Origin of the sequence: Methylocystis heyeri (assembly GCF_004802635.2) — a bacterium.
GTDB classification, from domain to species: Bacteria; Pseudomonadota; Alphaproteobacteria; order Rhizobiales; family Beijerinckiaceae; genus Methylocystis; species Methylocystis heyeri.
In genome coordinates this window covers 679,300-697,287 of record NZ_CP046052.1, presented here as the reverse complement: position 1 = coordinate 697,287, position 17,988 = coordinate 679,300, and the positions used below count along the sequence as shown (strand labels likewise).

The 17,988-nt window shown below is 63.0% G+C and carries 14 protein-coding genes; 7 read left to right on the top strand and 7 right to left on the bottom strand.

Translation table 11 applies throughout. The annotated features are described in order from the left end of the window. Positions 1 to 182: 182 nt before the first annotated feature. Complete coding sequence (locus tag H2LOC_RS03005; protein ID WP_202620518.1) at positions 183 to 2,081, bottom strand: ABCB family ABC transporter ATP-binding protein/permease; 1,899 nt, start codon at positions 2,079 to 2,081, stop codon at positions 183 to 185. A gap of 163 nt (positions 2,082 to 2,244) precedes the next feature. Here H2LOC_RS03005 and H2LOC_RS03000 point away from each other — a divergent pair, with 163 nt between their 5' ends. From H2LOC_RS03000 to H2LOC_RS02990, 3 genes are all read left to right on the top strand, one after another. Beyond that, entirely contained in the window at positions 2,245 to 2,850 is a 606-nt protein-coding gene (locus tag H2LOC_RS03000; protein ID WP_136495036.1) for an LOG family protein, read from the top strand. 101 nt (positions 2,851 to 2,951) lie between these two features. Next, complete coding sequence (locus H2LOC_RS22040) at positions 2,952 to 3,287, top strand: NnrS family protein (RefSeq protein ID WP_136495035.1); 336 nt, start codon at positions 2,952 to 2,954, stop codon at positions 3,285 to 3,287. Between the two features lie 213 nt (positions 3,288 to 3,500). Then, the gene (locus H2LOC_RS02990) at positions 3,501 to 5,891 is read left to right on the top strand and encodes a nitric-oxide reductase large subunit (protein ID WP_136495034.1); all 2,391 of its coding nucleotides are present in this window, start codon (positions 3,501 to 3,503) and stop codon (positions 5,889 to 5,891) included. Here H2LOC_RS02990 and cimA read toward each other — a convergent pair. From cimA to cysS, 4 genes are all read right to left on the bottom strand, one after another. Continuing rightward, entirely contained in the window at positions 5,846 to 7,456 is a 1,611-nt protein-coding gene (gene cimA, locus H2LOC_RS02985) for a citramalate synthase (RefSeq protein ID WP_136495033.1), read from the bottom strand. The two genes, H2LOC_RS02990 and cimA, sit on opposite strands and share 46 nt — an antisense overlap. Beyond that, positions 7,457 to 7,966: a GNAT family N-acetyltransferase gene (locus H2LOC_RS02980; RefSeq protein ID WP_136495032.1), complete on the bottom strand. Its 510-nt coding sequence runs from the start codon at positions 7,964 to 7,966 to the stop codon at positions 7,457 to 7,459. Between the two features lie 4 nt (positions 7,967 to 7,970). After that, complete coding sequence (locus H2LOC_RS21885) at positions 7,971 to 8,096, bottom strand: hypothetical protein (RefSeq protein WP_281350547.1); 126 nt, start codon at positions 8,094 to 8,096, stop codon at positions 7,971 to 7,973. Positions 8,097 to 8,273: 177 nt separating this feature from the next. Beyond that, positions 8,274 to 9,677, bottom strand: coding sequence for a cysteine--tRNA ligase (gene cysS, locus H2LOC_RS02975; RefSeq protein ID WP_136495031.1), 1,404 nt, complete (start codon positions 9,675 to 9,677; stop codon positions 8,274 to 8,276). Positions 9,678 to 9,953: 276 nt separating this feature from the next. On the opposite strand from cysS, the gene H2LOC_RS02970 reads away from it, so the two are divergent. Then, positions 9,954 to 10,307: a hypothetical protein gene (locus tag H2LOC_RS02970; RefSeq protein WP_136495030.1), complete on the top strand. Its 354-nt coding sequence runs from the start codon at positions 9,954 to 9,956 to the stop codon at positions 10,305 to 10,307. A gap of 61 nt (positions 10,308 to 10,368) precedes the next feature. Here H2LOC_RS02970 and H2LOC_RS02965 read toward each other — a convergent pair whose 3' ends face one another. After that, the gene (locus H2LOC_RS02965; protein ID WP_246206959.1) at positions 10,369 to 10,881 is read right to left on the bottom strand and encodes a CreA family protein; all 513 of its coding nucleotides are present in this window, start codon (positions 10,879 to 10,881) and stop codon (positions 10,369 to 10,371) included. A 381-nt stretch (positions 10,882 to 11,262) separates the two neighbouring features. Between H2LOC_RS02965 and H2LOC_RS02960 the strand changes: the two genes are divergently transcribed. Then, positions 11,263 to 12,384: a DUF2865 domain-containing protein gene (locus H2LOC_RS02960; protein ID WP_246206958.1), complete on the top strand. Its 1,122-nt coding sequence runs from the start codon at positions 11,263 to 11,265 to the stop codon at positions 12,382 to 12,384. A 44-nt stretch (positions 12,385 to 12,428) separates the two neighbouring features. On the opposite strand, the gene H2LOC_RS02955 is transcribed toward H2LOC_RS02960, so the two are convergent. After that, entirely contained in the window at positions 12,429 to 13,988 is a 1,560-nt protein-coding gene (locus H2LOC_RS02955) for a leucyl aminopeptidase (protein WP_136495027.1), read from the bottom strand. A gap of 252 nt (positions 13,989 to 14,240) precedes the next feature. Here H2LOC_RS02955 and lptG point away from each other — a divergent pair, with 252 nt between their 5' ends. After that, positions 14,241 to 15,326 carry an LPS export ABC transporter permease LptG gene (lptG, locus tag H2LOC_RS02950; protein WP_136495026.1) on the top strand — a complete coding sequence of 362 codons (1,086 nt, stop codon included), beginning with the start codon at positions 14,241 to 14,243 and terminating at the stop codon, positions 15,324 to 15,326. 80 nt (positions 15,327 to 15,406) lie between these two features. Further along, entirely contained in the window at positions 15,407 to 17,956 is a 2,550-nt protein-coding gene (locus H2LOC_RS02945; protein ID WP_136495025.1) for an LPS-assembly protein LptD, read from the top strand. Positions 17,957 to 17,988 lie beyond the last annotated feature (32 nt).

Sequence of the window (17,988 nt, the reverse complement as noted above, 5' to 3'; positions counted from 1 at the left end):
GCCCTTCGAGACGCCCGCTTGAGCGCATTCCGCAAAAGCTGAACAGACTTTTGCGATAAGAATGCGCTCCAGCTGCTTATTCTGGCGCGATTTCTTTTCGCTCGAACATAGGGCGACCTTTGGGACTCCCTATGTTCGAGCGGAAAGCGCGCTAACGGGCCCTCAGGGTGAGGAGATCCGCCTCACTCCGCCTCCAGCGCTTCGAGGTCTTCGTCCTCCTGGGCCGCGATGATCTTCGCCCGCGCCTCGGCCGCCTCGCGCTGCCGGTTCCACATCGCGGCGTATTCGCCGCGCTGGTCCAGCAATTCCTGATGCGTTCCCCGCTCGACGATGCGGCCGTGATCGAGGAAGATGATCTCGTCCGCATCCACTATGGTGGAGAGCCGATGCGCGATCACCAATGTGGTGCGGCCCTTGGCGACGCCGCGCAACGCTTCCTGAATTTCATGCTCGGTGAAGCTGTCGAGGGCGGAAGTCGCTTCGTCCAGGATGAGGATCGGCGGGCCTTTCAGGATCGTGCGCGCGATGGCGACGCGCTGTTTCTCGCCGCCTGAAAGTTTAAGGCCGCGCTCGCCCACCTGCGCCTCATAGCCTCCGGGGACGGAAGCGATAAAGCCGTCGATCTGCGCCAGCCGCGCAGCTTCGCGCACTTCTTCCTCGGTGGCGTCCCAGCGGCCGTAGCGGATGTTGTAGCCGATGCTGTCGTTGAACAGCACCGTGTCCTGCGGCACCATGCCGACCGCGGCGCGCAGGCTCTTCTGCGTGACGGCCAGAATATCCTGTCCGTCTATCAATATGCGCCCGCCCTGCGGCTCGTAGAAGCGGAACATCAGGCGCGAAATGGTGGACTTGCCGGCGCCGGAAGGCCCCACTATCGCGAGGGTCTTGCCGGGCTTCACCTCGAAGCTGACGCCGCGCAGGATCGGGCGCTTCTCGTCATAGTGGAAGACCACGTCCTCGAAAACGACGTTTCCTTCCTCGACCGCAAGCGCCGGCGCGCCGGGGCGGTCGGCGATTTCCGGATTCTGTCCGAGGATCGAGAACATGCGCTCGATGTCCACTACCGCCTGCCGAACCTCGCGGTAGAATGTGCCCATGAAATTGAGCGGCTGATAGAGCTGGATCATCAGCGCGTTGATGAGGACGAAATCGCCGACCGAGGCCTTTCCGACATTGATGTCGTAAACGCACATCGCCATGACGACGGTGAGCCCGATGGTGAAGATCGCCGCCTGGCCCGCGTTGAGAACGGCGAGCGACGTATAGGAGTCTATGCTGGCGCGGCGATAGCGCTCCATGGATTTGTCGTAGCGTTCCGCTTCGCGCGCCTCGGCGGAAAAATATTTGACTGTTTCGTAATTCAGGAGGCTGTCGATAGCCTTCACATTGGCGTCGACGTCGCTGTCGTTCATGGAGCGACGGATGGCGATACGCCAATTGGTCGCTATCGCGGTATAGGCGAGATAAGCGACGATGGTGAGCGCCGTGACTCCGGCGTAACGCCAATCGAGCTGAACCGCCAGAACGGCGAGCACCAGCAGGAATTCAACCGCGGTCGGCGCGCCTGACGACATCACGAGGCGGGACAGCGTCTCGATGGCGTCGCGCCCGCGCTCCAATACGCGGGTCAGGCCGCCGGTCTTGCGGCTGATGTGAAAGCGCATCGACAATTCGTGCATATGGACGAAGACGTCGTTGGCGAGGCGCTTCACCGCGTGCATCGCGACCGCCGCAAACAAGGCGTCGCGCGCCTGCGTCAGCAGCGCGTAGACGATGCGTAGAAACCCGTAGAGAATCGTGAAGCCCACAGCCCCCGCGAGAAGCGGCGGAACGGCCTCGGCGCCCTTGTGCTCGACTGCGTCCGCAGCCCATTTGAAGGCGTAAGGCACGGCGGTGTTCACCAGCTTGCCGACGAGCAGCAGCGCGAAGCTGAGCATCACCCGGCGCTCGAGATCGGCCCGGCCTTTGGGCCAGATATAGGGCCACAAATGCGCGATTGTCGCAACGAGGCTAGCCTCTTTGAGCTCCGCCTCCGACGCCGCGGACGCGCCGCCGCGATTTCCGGAAGCGCGACTTCCCATTCTGAGCATGATCCGTCCATTTTGAGCGAGGGCCTCGCCGAACGAGGCTTGCGCGTCATATAGGTGTTTTATGCGGAGGACGCATCCCCAACATAAAACGGCAACGCTTGACGCCTACCCTCCCGCGCATATAGCGCCGGAAAACGGGGCGATAGGACGAATCATGACCACAATTAAGAACATTTGCGTTTACTGCGGTTCCTCTCCAGGTCACGACCCCCTCCATGCGGCCGCCGCCGAAAGTCTCGGCGTCGCGCTGGCTCGCGCCGGCATCGGCCTCGTATTCGGCGGCGGCTCGTGCGGGCTGATGGGAATTATCGCACGCGCCACGCTCAAAAACGGCGGCCGGGCCACCGGCATCATCCCGGGCTTTCTCGACGATCGCGAGATCGCCCTGGAAGGACTGACGGAGTTGCGCATCGTTCCGGACATGCACAGCCGGAAACAGCTGATGTTCGAGAAGGCCGACGCCTTCGTGGCTCTGCCCGGCGGCATAGGGACGCTGGAGGAACTCGCCGAGCAACTGACCTGGATTCAGCTCGGGCGCCACCGCAAGCCCCTGGTGATCGCCGACATCGGCGGCTTCTGGCGGCCTTTGCTGACGCTGTTCGCGCATATGCGCGAGGAAGGATTCATTCGCTCCGGCTACGAGATGCGCTACCTCGTCTCCGAACGAGTCGAAGACGTAATCCCGATGATCCTCTCCGCCGCAAAGCGCGCGCGCGAAAGCGTGGAGGCGGACAAGGAAGTGGCGATCGAGAGGTTTTAATCGCCACATTCGCGAAAGCCGGCGGCCGGCTGTCGCAACACAATGCGCTTGAGCTCTCCGATCCGGCGCGAGCGCTCCGGCGCCGCGCAGTGGGTGACCTCATGGCCCCAATTCCTCGCTATCGGGAGCAAGCCTCGCCCGCTGTGCGGTCGGCCGGGTTTCGCCCCTTTTTCCTGGTTGCGGCGCTTTGGGCCTTCTGCGCAGCGCCGCTGTTCGTCGCCTTTATTGCAGGCGCCGTCAAAGTCCCAACCGCCTTGGCCCCAAACGTCCGGCACGGGCATGAAATGGCGTTCGGCTATGGCGGAGGCGTCGTCGCAGGCTTCCTTTTGACGGCGATTCCAAACTGGACCGGGCGGCCGCCCTTGCAAGGCGCGCCGCTCGCAGTCCTCGTTTTTTGTGGTGCGCCGGGCGGCTCGCGGCGCTTTTTTCGAGCGTGATCGGCCCTGACCTCGCCGCCGTTCTGGATCTCGCATTCCCGTTGGGGTTTGTTTCGGTCGTCGCCAGAGAAATCGTCGTGGGCCGAAATTGGCGCCGCGCGTCGGAGCGGAAGACGCGCCGCCAATATGAAGCGAGGCGGCGCTCGGGCGCGGCGCGGACGGATGAACTCTTTTCTCGCTTTCAATGAGCGAAGCAGGCGAAGGAGACGCCGCATGACATCCGCATCAGAGCATGTCGGCCCCACAGAGGATCCGGTCAGCAACGTTCTCAAATGGGCGCTGCTCGTCGTCGCCATCGGAACCTTCGCCATTATGGGCTGGGCGACTTCGGCCACATACCAGACCTCGCCGCCGCAGCCCGCACGTTTTTTGACCGCCGACAGGACGGTCTTGATGACCGCGGAAGACATCGCCGCCGGCAAGGCCGGTTTCCAAAAAGCCGATTTGATGGACTACGGCAGCCTATACGGCATGGGGTCCTATTATGGCGAGGACTACACCGCTTCCATCCTCGTAAACCTCGCCAAATCGACCCGTTACGGCATCGCCATGGCGAGCGACGGCAAGGAATTCGCGCAACTGAGCGAGGATCGGCAAGCCGCCGTAACGGCCGCCATGCAACGCGCGCTGCAAGGGATCGATCTCGCCAAATCCGAAGTCACGCTGCCCGAAGCTGTCGCGGACGCCTTTCTCGCTGTCCGGGACGAGACGGCGAATTCCCTGCGAACGGCGGCGCCATCCGCCGGATGGACGCCCGCCTATAGCCTTGGCCCGGAAGCCGCAAGACAGACAGCGGATTTTCTGTTGTTCTCAGCCATCACTACGGTCGCGCGCCGGCCCGGCGTCGGCTGGTCCTGGACCGAGAATTGGCCCTTCGAGCCTTTGGTCGGCAATACGCCCACCGCCAACACCTTCCGATGGACCTGGATCAGTTTCTGCTTCACCTTTTTTTCCTTCGGCGCCGTCTTGTTCATCTATGAGTTTTTTCTCAACGAGCGCGACCAGGGTCGGATGGATGCGGTCCTGTCGGAATTCAGACCGCTTACGCCAAGCCAAAGGCGAACCGGCAAATATTTTATCGTAGTTGCGCTGCTCCTCCTCGTTCAGATCGCAGCGGGGACGATCCTTGCGCACTCCTATTACGATCGAACCAGCTTCTACGGCGTCGCCATCAACGATATTTTCCCCTTCAACTTCCTGCGCGACGTTCACATCCAGGCGCCCATAGTATGGATTGGGCTTTCCTGGATTGGAGCCGCGCTTTTTCTTGCGCCTTCAATCGCTGGCGGCCATGAAGCAAAGGGTCAATGGTTTTTGGTCGACATGCGTTTCTGGGCGACCCTGCTGATCGTCGCCGGCGCGCTGATCGGCAATTATTACGGGATCATGGGTTCGATCGACCGCAACTGGTTCTGGTTCGGCAATCAGGGCCTCTCTTATATCGAGCTCGGGCGCTTCTGGCAGATCGGATTCTTTCTCGGCCTCGCGCTGTGGAGCTTGCTCGTCATGCGCGCGCTGTGGCCGAGCGGATCGTTGTGGCGGCGCGCCGCAGGGGAGTTTTGGTCGGGCCGCATAAGGCTCGAGCATCTTATCTGGGCTTCGACCATCAATGTTGCGGCGCTCTACGCCTTTGGCATGATACCGCTCACCGGCGTCGAAAAGTCCTTCACCATCACCGATTTCTGGCGCTGGTGGGTCGTTCATCTCTGGGTGGAGCAGTCATTCGAGTTCTTCGCCTCCTGCATGAGCGCCTATCTCCTGATGGCGGTGGGCCTCGTGTCGCGCAAGCTGGCGGAACGTGCGGTTTATTTCGAGCTGATCCTGATTTTTCTCGGCGGCGTGATCGGCACCGGGCATCATCTCTATTGGGTGGGCGGTCCGAGCATGTGGGTGCCGATGGGCAGCATGTTCTCCTTTATCGAGGTGCTGCCTCTCGTCCTCCTGATCATAGAAGCGATGAACCATTATCTTCTGATCAAGGCGCACCGAGGGTTCAACTACCGGCTCGCATACACCTACATAATCGGCGCGGCGTTTTGGAATTTTGTCGGCGCCGGCGTTTTCGGAGGCGGCACGCTCAACGCGCCGCTCGTCAATTATTATGAACACGGAACCTTTCTGACGCTCAACCACGCGCATACGGGGTTGTTCGGCGCCTTCGGCGAGCTGGCGATCGGCCTCATCTATTTTTGCCTGCGTTACGCCGCCGCCGACAGGATTCCGTTCAGCGAAAAAAACGGATTGATCGCCTTCTGGCTCTACAACGCAGGATTGGTTTTATGGATAGCGCTGAATTTCTTTCCGATCGGCTGGTCGCAACTCGACGCGGTGTTCGAGCACGGCTTCGCCTACGCCCGCAGCAATGCTTTCTATTCGACGACGCTGTTGTGGCAATGGCTTCGGCTGCCGGGCGATGTTCTGTTTGCGCTCGGAGCGCTGCTCATGGCCTTCGACTTCATCATGAAGTTGCGATTGCTTTTCCCAAAAACGGTCGAGCCATCCCCTCTCCCCGCAAAGGCGGGGACAGGGAGGTGTCCCGCTTCGCTCGAAGCCACTAATCAAAGCGAATTGTCGCCCTTCGCGCCTTCGCGCAGCAGTTTGTAGACGATCGCGTCGATCAGCGCTTCGAAGGAGGCGTCGATCACATTGGCGGAGACGCCGACGGTCGACCAGCGCTCGCCCTTGCTGTCGGCGCATTCCACCAGCACGCGGGTCACCGCGTCGGTTCCGCCCTGAAACACGCGCACCCGGTAATCGACCAGCTTTATGTCCTCGATGAAACGCTGATAGCTGCCGAGATCCTTGCGAAGCGCAAGATCGAGAGCATTCACCGGGCCATTTCCTTCCGCTGCTGAAATCCGCGTCTCGCCATTGACGCGAAGCTTCACGATGGCCTCGGCGCCCGCGTCTTCCAATCCGCCATTGCGCGCAAAACGCCGATCAACCGCGACGCTGTAACGCTCGACATGGAAATAATGCGGGGCTTCGCCCATGATGCGTTTGGCGAGCAGGAAAAACGAAGCGTCGGCGCCTTCATAGGCGTAGCCCTGCGCCTCCTTCAGCTTGACCTCCTCGAGCAGCCGCGAAAGACGCGGATCGTCCTTGTCGAGCGCGACGCCGAGCCGCGCCAGTTCGGAGATGATATTGGATTTGCCCGCCTGATCCGACACCAGCACGCGGCGCTGGTTGCCGATGCTCTCCGGCGATACGTGTTCATAAGTGCGGGAATCGGTTAGCACCGCAGAGGCGTGAATGCCCGCCTTGGTGGCGAAGGCGCTGGCGCCGACATAAGGCGCATGGCGATCGGGCGCGCGGTTGAGCAGTTCGTCCAGCGCATGGCTTATGCGCGTCAGATGAGTGAGCTTTTCGAGCGTGACGCCGATCTCGAAACGCTCGGAAAATTCCGGTTTGAGCAGCAGCGTCGGGATGATCGTGGTGAGATTGGCATTGCCGCAGCGCTCGCCGAGGCCGTTCAGCGAGCCCTGGATCTGGCGCGCGCCGGCGCGCACCGCCGCAAGGGAGTTGGCTACCGCCTGTCCGGTGTCGTCATGGGCGTGAATGCCGAGGTTTTCTCCGGGAATGCCCTCTGCGACGCGCCGCACGATGCGCTCGATTTCGTGAGGAAGCGTGCCGCCATTGGTGTCGCACAGCACGATCCAGCGCGCCCCGGCCTCTAAGGCCGCCTTGGCGCAGGCCAGCGCGTAGGCTTCATTGGCCTTGAAGCCGTCGAAGAAATGCTCGCAATCGACCGCCGCCTCCTTGCCGCGCGCCACCGCCGCAGCGACCGATTGCGCAATGGCCTGGAGATTGTCCTCCTCGGTCGAGCGCAACGCAACGCGCACCTGATAGTCCCAGGACTTGGCGACGAACACGACCGCGTCGCTCCTGCTGTCGAGCAGCGCTGCGACCCCAGGATCGTTCTCGACCGACCGGCCGTGACGCCGGGTCATGCCGAAAGCGGCGAAGCGCGCGCGAATATCGGGCCGCGTCGCAAAAAACGCCGTGTCGAGCGGATTGGCGCCGGGATAGCCGCCCTCGATGTAATCGACGCCGAGGTCGTCGAGCATCGCGGCGATCTGACGCTTGTCGTCGAGAGAAAAATCGACGCCCGTGGTCTGCGCGCCGTCCCGCAAGGTGGTATCGAACAGCGAGAGTCTCTGCCTCGTCATTTATGCGTTTCCTGTCGCCGCCCGGGAGCCGTGCGGCGCGAGTTCCTTGGTCATTGTCGTATTGCCGAGCCATTCCTCGCCGAGCACGACGGTGTTGCGGCTCTGCGGGACGTAGCCCCGGGCGGCGAAGAAGTCGCGAGCGGCGTCGGAGGCGTCCACGTTCAGCTTGGGCGCCCCGCGCGCGGCGGCGAGCTTTTCAAGCGCGTCGACGAGCGCCGACGCGACGCCGCGACGGGCGAAGTCCGGATGCACGTAAAGCATGTCGACGCTTTTGTTGTCTTTCAGCGAGGCGAAGCCGGCGATCTCACCCCGCAGCAGGCCGACGAGGGTCAGGTCGGCGGCGAGCCGCGCGGCGAAGGCGTCTTCGTCGTCGGCGCGTCCGATCCAGGCGGCGAGTTGATCCTCGTCGTAATAATCGTCGGCGAGCCGCTCGACGCTGGCGCGAAACAGCGCTGCGAGGCGCGGCCCGTCACCCGGCAGAAACGGCCTCAATCCCGGAGCGGCTGCCATGACTTCACACCACGTTCCAGTAATAGTGCATCATAGCCAGCACCGCGAGCGCGAGGACCAGCACTTTGATGAAGAGATAGCTCAGCCAATGAGCCGGGAAAGGCAAAGATTTCTTCCAATCGTCAGCCATGTTCTGGTCTCCCTGGCGCCCCTGGGGATTGGGCTGCATGATCGCAGTGGGTCAATTGAAAGGCTGGGGACTGCACAAAGGATGCAGTCCGAGGTCGTCTCGCGGGGTTCCCATCTCTCCCCCTTGCGGGGAGGGTGGCGCGCGCAGCGCGACGGGTGGGGGGCGCAAGCGTGGATGTCACCGCCTGATCTCCCATGTGGTCGTCCCGTCTTTGTTGTCCTTCAGCGCGACGCCCATGGCGGCGAGCTCGTCGCGGATGCGGTCGGACTCGGCCCAGTTCTTTGCTGCGCGAGCCGCGAGGCGGGCGTTGATCAAAGCCTCGATTTCCGCTGTATCTGCGAGCGGCTCACCTCGGTTCGCAAACCACTCAGTCTCGGTTTGACAAAGGAGTCCAAGCAAGTTGGCGCTCGCTCTCAGCGGTTTCAGAGGGCGACTAGATCCCCCCTGCAGACGCAAGGGCGAGTCCTCAGACCAAGCCAACTGATGGAGTTGGCTTAGCGCCTTCGGCGTATTGAGATCGTCAGTAAGGGCGTCAACGAAATCAGCGTCGGGAGCATCGTCCCAAATTGTATCACCAACCACGCGATACCACTTATCCAGTATGGCCTCCGCCTCCTCTAGCGCTTTGACGGTCCAGTCGATCGGCTGCCGGTAATGTGTGCGCAGCATCGCCAATCGCAACACCTCCCCGGGCCATTTGCGTCCGCCGAATTTCTCGGTGTGCAGCAGCTCGTGAATGGTCACGAAATTCCCCAGGCTCTTGGACATTTTCTCGCCCTCGACCTGAAGGAATCCATTATGCATCCAGACATTCGCCATCACGCCCGTGTGGAAGGCGCAGCGCGACTGCGCGATCTCGTTTTCATGATGGGGAAAGACGAGGTCTATGCCGCCGCCGTGGATGTCGAATGTTTCGCCGAGGTGTTTCCAGCTCATCGCGGAGCATTCGAGATGCCAGCCGGGACGGCCCCTGCCCCACGGACTGTCCCAGCCCGGCTCGTTTTCTTTCGAGGGCTTCCACAACACGAAATCCATGTCGCCGCGCTTGTAGGGCGCCACGTCGACGCGTGCGCCGGCGACCATTTCATCCAGCGAGCGGCGCGAAAGCCGGCCGTAATCCTTCATCGAGGGCACGTCGAACAGCACATGGCCGTCGGCCGCATAGGCGTGGCCGGATTCGATCAGCCGCGTGACGATGGCGATCATCTGTTCGATATGTTCGGTCGCTCGCGGCTGCGCGCTGGGGTCGAGGCAGCCGAGCGCCTTTACGTCCTGCTGAAAGACCTCGTTGGTCTCTTCGGTGAGTTCGCGGATCGTGATCCCGCGCTGCGCGGCGCGCGCGTTGATCTTGTCGTCGACGTCGGTGATGTTGCGCACATAGCGCACGTGATCGGCGCCGTAGAGATGCCGCAGCAGGCGGAAAAGAACATCGAAGACGATGATGGGCCGCGCATTGCCGATATGAGCGTAGTCATACACCGTCGGACCGCACACGTACATCCGCACGTCGGCCGGGTCGATCGGCGCAAAGACGTCTTTCGCGCGGGTGAGCGTGTTGTAGAGCTTGAGCGGCTGCGACATTGAATTCCCGAACCTTCCCGGCCGGGGCGTCGTTTCATGTCGGGCGAGACGTGACGGCTCCGGCCAGCTTTGGGCTAGCTAATGATAATCCGACCACGGAGGCAGATGCGGAGGGCGAGCGTCATGTCGCAGACCATGCGCCGCGCAACCGGCTCCGTCAAGCAAAACAGGCCCGGTCCGTAAGAAATTTCGTTGCTTAAGAGTAATTTTACCGCGGCGGCGTAGAGCGGGAGTTCCTACCGAGGCGCCTCGGATCCGCTCTAAAGAGGCTACGCCATGTTGATGCAGCACTCCAAGTTCGAACATTCGATCTGGCCCAGCATCCTCGCGCCGCTGCTGGCGGGACTTCTCGCCGCCGCCGTCTACAACAGCCGCAGCCAGGCCGCCCCGGCCTCGCCTTCTCCGTCCCGCCAGGTCTATGTCGTGAACGATCACGAAGGCTATGGCCTGATCGATTGCATTTCCCAAAAACGCGAGTGCGGCAAGGTCGTCGCGGACAGCTGGTGCGAGGCCCATGGACACGGTCGTGCGCTCGCTTTCGGCGGAGCCGACGACGTGACCGGCGCCATCGCGGATTCGAAGACGCCCAGGCCGCCGGCCGGCGTCGCGCTGGTCGCCTGCCAGGATTAGCGTCATCGCTCGAGCGGGATCGTTCGAGCGATGCCTCCCTGCATTTTGGGCCGCCGACGGCCTATTTGACGAATTCGCCGCAATGCGGCGGTTCGGTCCCGCCCCAGGGCTGCAGGGAGATCGCCGAAGTGGAGTTGTCTGGACTGCCCTCCACCAGCTTATCGGAATAGACCATATAAATCAGCACATTGCGCTTCGTGTCGCAGCCGCGGACGATCTGCATGCGCTTGAAGAACAGCGAGCGCTTGGCGCTGAACACCTGGTCCCCTTGCGCAAACTTCTCCTTGAAGCTGACCGGGCCATATTGCCGGCAGGCCAGAGAAACATCCGAAGTGTTTTCGGCGAGGCCGAGCATGCCGCTGACGCCGCCTTTTTCATGAGCAGTGAAATAACAGGCGATGCCGTCGACGATGGGATCATCGACGGCATAGGTCGCCAGCTTGTCGTTCGGCGTCAGCAGCTTGAAATCCGTCGACTGCTTGAAGATCAGGTCGGGGCCGCCGTCGGCTGCGAGAGCCGGCGCCATTCCGAGAAACGCCAATGCCGCGGCCGCGCCGATCCGGATGTTTTTCATTCGCAACCCCATGTCCCAGCCTCCTTGCGCTCGCGCCATGCGCGCGGCGCGTCCAGGGCCGCGCCCGATCCCGCCCCGCCCGCCTGTTCTTCGGGAACATTGGACGGGCGGACGAACGACGGCCGCAACCTAGTCTGCAGCCGCAATATTGGGGATGTACCACGTCATTGGAAGAGCCCGCGCGGGCCGGGGCGCAAAATTAGCCCGCCGGCGCCTTGCTGGCGACAAGAAGCGGGGGAATTTAGATCAGATGCGGCGCAATTTATCCGGCCAACCGCTATGTTTCCTCATCGCGTGGCGCGATTCGCAGATGATTCGTGATCGGAGCCTTGCGCCTCTCGCGACGACATCCTGAGAGATATGCGACGAATTCGTTCAGGCTTGCACACAGTCGGCCGCGCCCGGCGCGAAATTCTCTCCTGGGCTTTGAGCGCCCTCCTATCGCTTTGCGCGCCCGCGGGATCGGCGTCGGCCGAAACCGCCTTTTGCGCCGATCTCCGGGCGCAGATCGCCAAAGCCGATCAGGGCGCGGGCGCCCGCTATCGCGCCGCCGGCAAACAAGCCAATGAACTGAACCGGACCGTCGACTATGCGCGCCGGCTCGGCTGCGATCGCCAGCAGTTCCTGTTCTTTGGAAGCCCGCCGCCGCCGCAATGCGGCCAGATCAATGCGCGCATCGAGCGGATGCGCGCCAATCTTTCCGCCCTGCAACAGGGCGACGGCAATCTCAAGCAATCGCTGATCGCCCGCTACGATTCCTATTGCCGGGACCGGCCGGCCGCCGCGGCCGCGCGGCCCGCGCAACGGGGCTTTCTCGAAGAGCTGTTCGGAACGCAGCAGCCGCAGCCGGCGCCGCGCTTGAGGGACGTCCCGCTCGAACAGGAGCTCGATAGCGACATGCCGTCGTCTTTGGAAGACCAGCCGACGGAGCCGCTCTATGACGACGGCCGGGCCCTGGGCGGGTCGGAGGCCGTCTGCGTGCGCGAGTGCGACGGCGGATTTTTCCCGATAAATTACTCGGCCCGGCGAGATAACCTCGACGATCTGAATACCTTGTGCAAAGCGCTCTGCCCCGGCGCGGAGGCCTCGCTCTACACCAAGTCGCTCTGGAAGGACATCGATTCCGCTGTCTCCATCAATGGCGACAACTACGGCGACCACCCCAACGCGTTCAAATTCCAGAAGACCCGCGACGCGTCCTGCAGCTGCAGGCCGGCGGGTAAAAGCTGGGCGGAGTCCCTCGGCGAGGCCGAAGGCATCCTCGCCGCGACGCACAGCAAGGACAGCGTCGTGACCGAGGAGCAGGCCGAGCAGCTTTCCCGGCCCACGGCGGCGCCCAAGCGCGCCGAACGGCAACCGTCGCGACAGGACGCCAAATCCCGGGCCGAGACGCCGACGCCCGAAACTTCCTCCGGGACGGGCCAGGGCCCGAGCGTGACGCGCGAAGTTACGGGGCCTGACGGCGTAAAGCGCCGGCTGCGCGTCGTCGCCCCGACATTGTAGCGGATGATCGCGCCCGGCCGAACCCGCCGGGCGCGCGCGAGGCTTCAGCCCTCGTAGTAGTCCCGCACCAGACGGTCGAGCAGCCGCACGCCCCAGCCCGATCCCCAGCTCTGGTTGAGATCGCTCGCCGGGGAACTCATCCCCGTTCCCGCGATGTCGAGGTGGGCCCAGGGGGTTTTATCCACGAATCTCTTCAGGAACTGCGCCGCCGTGATCGATCCGCCATGGCGTCCGCCGGTGTTCTTCATGTCGGCGAAGCGGGAGTCGATGAGCTTGTCGAAGGCCGGTCCCATGGGCAGGCGCCAAAGCTTCTCGCCGGTGGCTTCGCCGGCCTTGGCCAGCCGCTCCGCCAATTCGTCGCTGTTCGAGAAAAGCCCGGCGTATTCCTGACCCAGCGCCACCAGGATCGCCCCGGTCAGGGTCGCAAGGTCGATCATGAAGGCGGGCTTGTACTGTTCCTTGACGTACCAGAGCGCGTCCGCGAGGACGAGACGGCCCTCCGCGTCGGTGTTGACGATTTCGATCGTCTGGCCCGACATGGATTTCACGATGTCGCCGGGACGTTGGGCTTCCCCGCCCGGCATGTTCTCGACGAGGCCGAGAACGCCGATCACATTGGCCTTGGCCTTGCGCGACGCCAGCGCATGCAGCAGTCCGGTCACCGCCGCGGCGCCGGCCATGTCGCCTTTCATATCCTCCATGGAGGCGGCCGGTTTGATCGAAATGCCGCCCGAGTCGAACACCACGCCCTTTCCGACGAAGGCGAGCGGGGCGGCTCCCGGAGCGCCGCCGTTCCAGCGCAGCACCACCACCTGGCTCTCCTGCGCCGATCCCTGCCCGACGGCGAGAAGAGCGCGCATGCCGAGTTCCGCCAGGGCTTTTTCGTCGAGAATCTCGACTTCCACCCCGAGAGAAGCCAGCTTGGCCGCCCGCCTTGCGAATTCCACCGGCGTAAGGACGTTGGCGGGCTCGTTCACGAGGCTGCGGGCGAGCAGGACGCCCTCGGCGAGGCCGGCGGCCTCGGTCTCGGCCTGCTTTGCCGCGGCGACATCGGGCGCGGCCAGAGCGATCTCGCCGGGACCATCGCGCTCGGAGTCGTCTTTCTTCTTCTTCGTCTTGTATTGCTCGAATTTATAGGCCCGGAGCCAGCCGCCGAGGGCGAACTGGCCGGCGGCCTGCCCCGCATCGGCGGGAGGCTGCGGCGGATCGAAAAACACGACGGCGTTGGCTCCGGCGCCCAGCTTGGCGACGGTCTGGCCGCCGAGGGCTACGAAATCGTCGAAGACTTTGGGCTTTTCGGCCTCGGCTCCCTCTCCGGGCGCCGCGCCGACGCCGAGAACCAGAAGGCGCGAAACGCCCGGAAGGCCGGCAGGCGCGAGGATTTCCAGGGATGATCCTGATTTTCCCGTGAATTTCGAAAAGGCCGCGGCGCGGGAAATCTGTGCGCTCGCATCATGCAGAAGGGATTTGGCGGTTGCGCCGAACGACAGCTCCGCGCCTGCATAAACCACGAGCGTCCGGGGCTTTCCGCTCTCCTCCGGGGAAGCCAGACGGTTTTTCGCGTCATCGAACGAAATCAACTCAAACTTGATGTCCAGCGACATTAGGGGCCTCGTGGAAGGCGTGGCGGTCCGCCTTTGGACCGCGGCGCGGAGGGAAGTCGCGCACTATTATCTTCGCGCCGTTCAGGGTCAATTCAAATCGAGCCCCGATAATGAGGGCCCGGGCTTGCGCGAACCAATTGAACCGTCTAGCCATTCGCGAATAGGATTCCTTTTGGACGCCGCCGTTACAAGAAGCGCCATGGAGAAACAGACGCTTATTCCGCCCCCGCCTTGCGCCGAGAGCCTGCGCCCATGATCGGGAACACGCTCTCGCGCTATCTCGCGTGGCGGTTTCTGCGCGTCATATTGGCGATTTTCCTCACCATCTTCTGCCTGATGTTCGTCATCGTCTTCGTCGAGCTGATTCGACGCGCGAGCGACAACCCCGAGGCCGGGGCCGGCACGGTGGCGGTTCTCGCCCTGATGCGGGTCCCGTTCCAGACCGAAACGATCCTGCCTTTCGCCGTGCTTTTCGGCGCGATGGCGACATTCGTCGATCTGACGAGAAAGCTCGAGCTGGTCGTCGCGCGCGCCGCGGGCGTCTCGGTCTGGCAGATCCTGGCCCCGCCCCTTTTCGCGGCCTTCATGATCGGCCTCGTTTCGGTGACCGTCTACAATCCGGTGTCGTCGGCGCTCAAGCAGCGGTCGGACCAGATGGAGCTGGATCTCTTCGGCGTTCAGGGCAGCGTCCGCCTCGACCACGGCGTATGGCGACGCTACCACGGCGTCGACGGACTTGCGGTGATTCACGCTGCCAACACCCGGCGCGGCGGCGCCGAACTCGAAGGCGTGAGCGTCAATGTCTATTCGCCCGAGGGCGGCTTCATCGAACGCGTGGAGGCCGCCCGGGCGACTTTGCAGCCGGGCGCATGGCGGCTCGAGCAAGCGCGCGTGAGCGCGCCGGGCGAACCCGCGACTCTCGTCGGCAACTACCTTCTGGCCACCGACGTCACGCCGGAGGAGCTCGCCGCCACCGCGGCGGCGCCCCAGGCCGTTCCGTTCTGGGCCTTGCCCAGACTGACGGCGCAGACCATGGAAGCGGGCCTCGACGCGCTCGGCTACGAATTGCAGTTCCAGAAGCTGCTCGCCCGGCCGCTCCTGCTGGTGGCCATGGTGCTCGTGGCCGCATCGTTTTCGTTAAGATTTTTTCGATTTGGTGGAATAGCCAGAACCCTTGCGGGTGGCGTCGCGGCCGGCTTCGTGCTTTATATCATGACAGAAGTCCTATCCGACCTCGGCGGTTCCGGAACGATAAGTCCCGTGCTGGCTGCTTGGTCGCCTACGATAGTCGGGAGCATGTTGGGTACCTTGTCGCTCTTGCATTCGGAGGATGGCTGATGAAACGCCATGGCGACCTCCACCGTATCGCGTTCCATGCAGCTGCGACCTCGAGGCCTAATCTCCATCGAGCGAGCGCAATGGCGCTGGCAATCGCTCTCGCCTTTATAGAAGTTCCCTCGCTTCAGGCGTCCGAGCAAAAGTCCGACCAGCCGGCCGCCCGCATGGTGGTCGAAGCGCGCGAGCTCGTCTACGACAAGGACAAGGACACCGTCTCCGCCAAAGGGGCTGTCCAGATCTATTACAAGGGGCGGCTTCTCGAAGCCGACCATGTCGTTTACGACCGCAAGACCGAGCGCGTCTATGCGGAGGGCCACGCCCGGCTGACGGAGCGTGACGGCTCCATCGTCAGGGCCGAACGCTTCGATCTGACCGACGACTTCAAGGACGGCTTCATCGAAAGCCTCCAGGTCGACACGCCCAACAACACCCACTTCAGCGCGCCGCACGCGGAGCGCGCCGCCGGAGAGACCACCGTCTTCGACCACGGCGCCTACACCGCCTGCGAAGCCTGCAAGGACGATCCCTCGCGCCCGCGCACTTGGCAGCTCAAGGCGAAGAGAATCATCCACGACAATACGGAGAAGATGATCTACTACGAGGACGCCACCCTCGAGTTTCTGGACACTCCGATCGCTTACGTTCCCTTCTGGTCGTCGCCGGATCCTTCCCGGGCGCGCCAGTCGGGCTTGTTGACGCCGGTCTTCGCCTACCGCTCGCAGCTCGGATTCGGGGTGGGCCAGCCGATCTACTGGGCGCTGGCGCCCGATTACGACCTCACCATAACGCCGACCTATTTCACCTCGCAGGGTCCCTTCGTCTCCGCCGAGTTCCGGCAGCGCATGGAGAACGGCTCCTACTGGATCAAGCTCGAGGGAACGCATGTCGGCAATCCGGGCGCCTTCGCGATCGCTCCTTATGGAGCCGGAGACAGGATCTGGCGCGGTTCGGCGCAGAGCGCGGGCGAGTTCTTCCTGAACGACCAATGGCGTTTCGGCTGGGATGTGACCGCCCTGTCCGACCGCTTCTTCCTGCAGGACTACAAGCAGCACAACACGCTCTACCAGAACTATTTTTTCCGCGAGGCCTCCTCTACCGCCTATCTGACCGGCCAGGGCGACCGCAGCTGGTTTGATCTGCGCGCCTATTATTTCCAAGTGCTGTCCGCCAGCGACGTGCAGTCCCAGCAAGGAGTCGCGCATCCGATCCTGGATTACGACCGCGCCTTCGACATCGACCCGGCCAAGACCGGCGGGATCGGCGGACAGCTCACTGTGAACGCCAATTTCACGAGCACTTCCGCCCAGACCGCCAATTACGAGTCGATTCAGCCGCGCACGCTCGACAGCATCTACGGCCTCTACAACGTCTGCCAGATATACGCCCCCGCCGCAGACCGCTCGAAGAGCGGCTGCCTGCTGCGCGGAATCGGCGGCGATTACCAGTCGGGCACGATCGAGACCTCCTGGAAACGGAAGGTGATCGACCCGATCGGCGGCGTGTGGGAGCCGTTCGCCTTCTCGCGGTTTTTCGGCTCCTTCCTGAACTACGACACCCAGGGCGTGGCGCCGATATACAACAACGTCTATCTGCCCATGCCCAACTCGGCCCAGGGCGCGTTCGTCAACGGGGCCGACAATGCGTTCCATGGCCAGGCGACGCCGGGCGTCGGCGCCGAATGGCGCTATCCACTGCTGGCGCGAAGCAGCCTCGGCGACATGGTCATCGAACCGATCGCGCAGATCGTCGCCCGTCCCAATCAGTCGTCGATCCCCTCTCTCGTCAATCTCGACGCCCAGAGCCTCGTCTTCGACGACACCAATCTCTTCGATTGGAGCAAATATTCCGGTTACGACCGCTTCGAGACCGGCACGCGCGTGAATTACGGCGGCCAGGCCAGCATGACTTTCGTCAACGGCGCCTATGTCAACGCTCTGGTGGGGCAATCCCGACAGATCGCGGGGGCCAATCCCTATTCGGTCGCCGACGCCGCCAATGTCGGGCTTCAATCGGGCCTCGACACGCGAACCTCGGACATCGTCGGACGTCTGGCGATCAATCCGATCGACAACCTCACCTTCGTCGCCAAAGGGCGCTTCGACAGCTCGAGCCTGGCTGCGAGACGCATCGATCTCTTCACGTCCTACAAGCTGCAGCCGCTCACTCTGGAACTGCACTACGCCAATTACACCGCCCAGCCGGAAATCGGCTTCGACGTCCGCCGGCAGGGCATGGCCGTGAACGGCCGCTGGGACATCGCCAAGAACTACTTTCTCGCCGGCAACGTAACTTTCGACATGAGCCGGTATCTCTACAACCCGTTGACCACGCAGCAGTTCACCACCAGCCTGTTCGGCGTGAACACCACTACGCTGACCAGCGTCAATGTGACCGGCGCTGCGCCGGTGTTCTCGATCGCCGCGATGGGCCTCGGCGGCGGCTACCACGACGAATGCACTGAATTTACGCTCAATTACACGTCGATTTATGCGCCTCAGGCCTCGACCGGCTTGCCGGCGCGCAACCAGACCATCCTCTTAAGCCTGAAACTGCGCACTCTCGGCGAGATCAAGACCGGCGTCGGCCTAGGATCCGTCCTGCTCAATGACGGCGTGAAGGCTCAGCCATAATCTCCGCCTGTCCCGGAACGGCAAAGGAAACA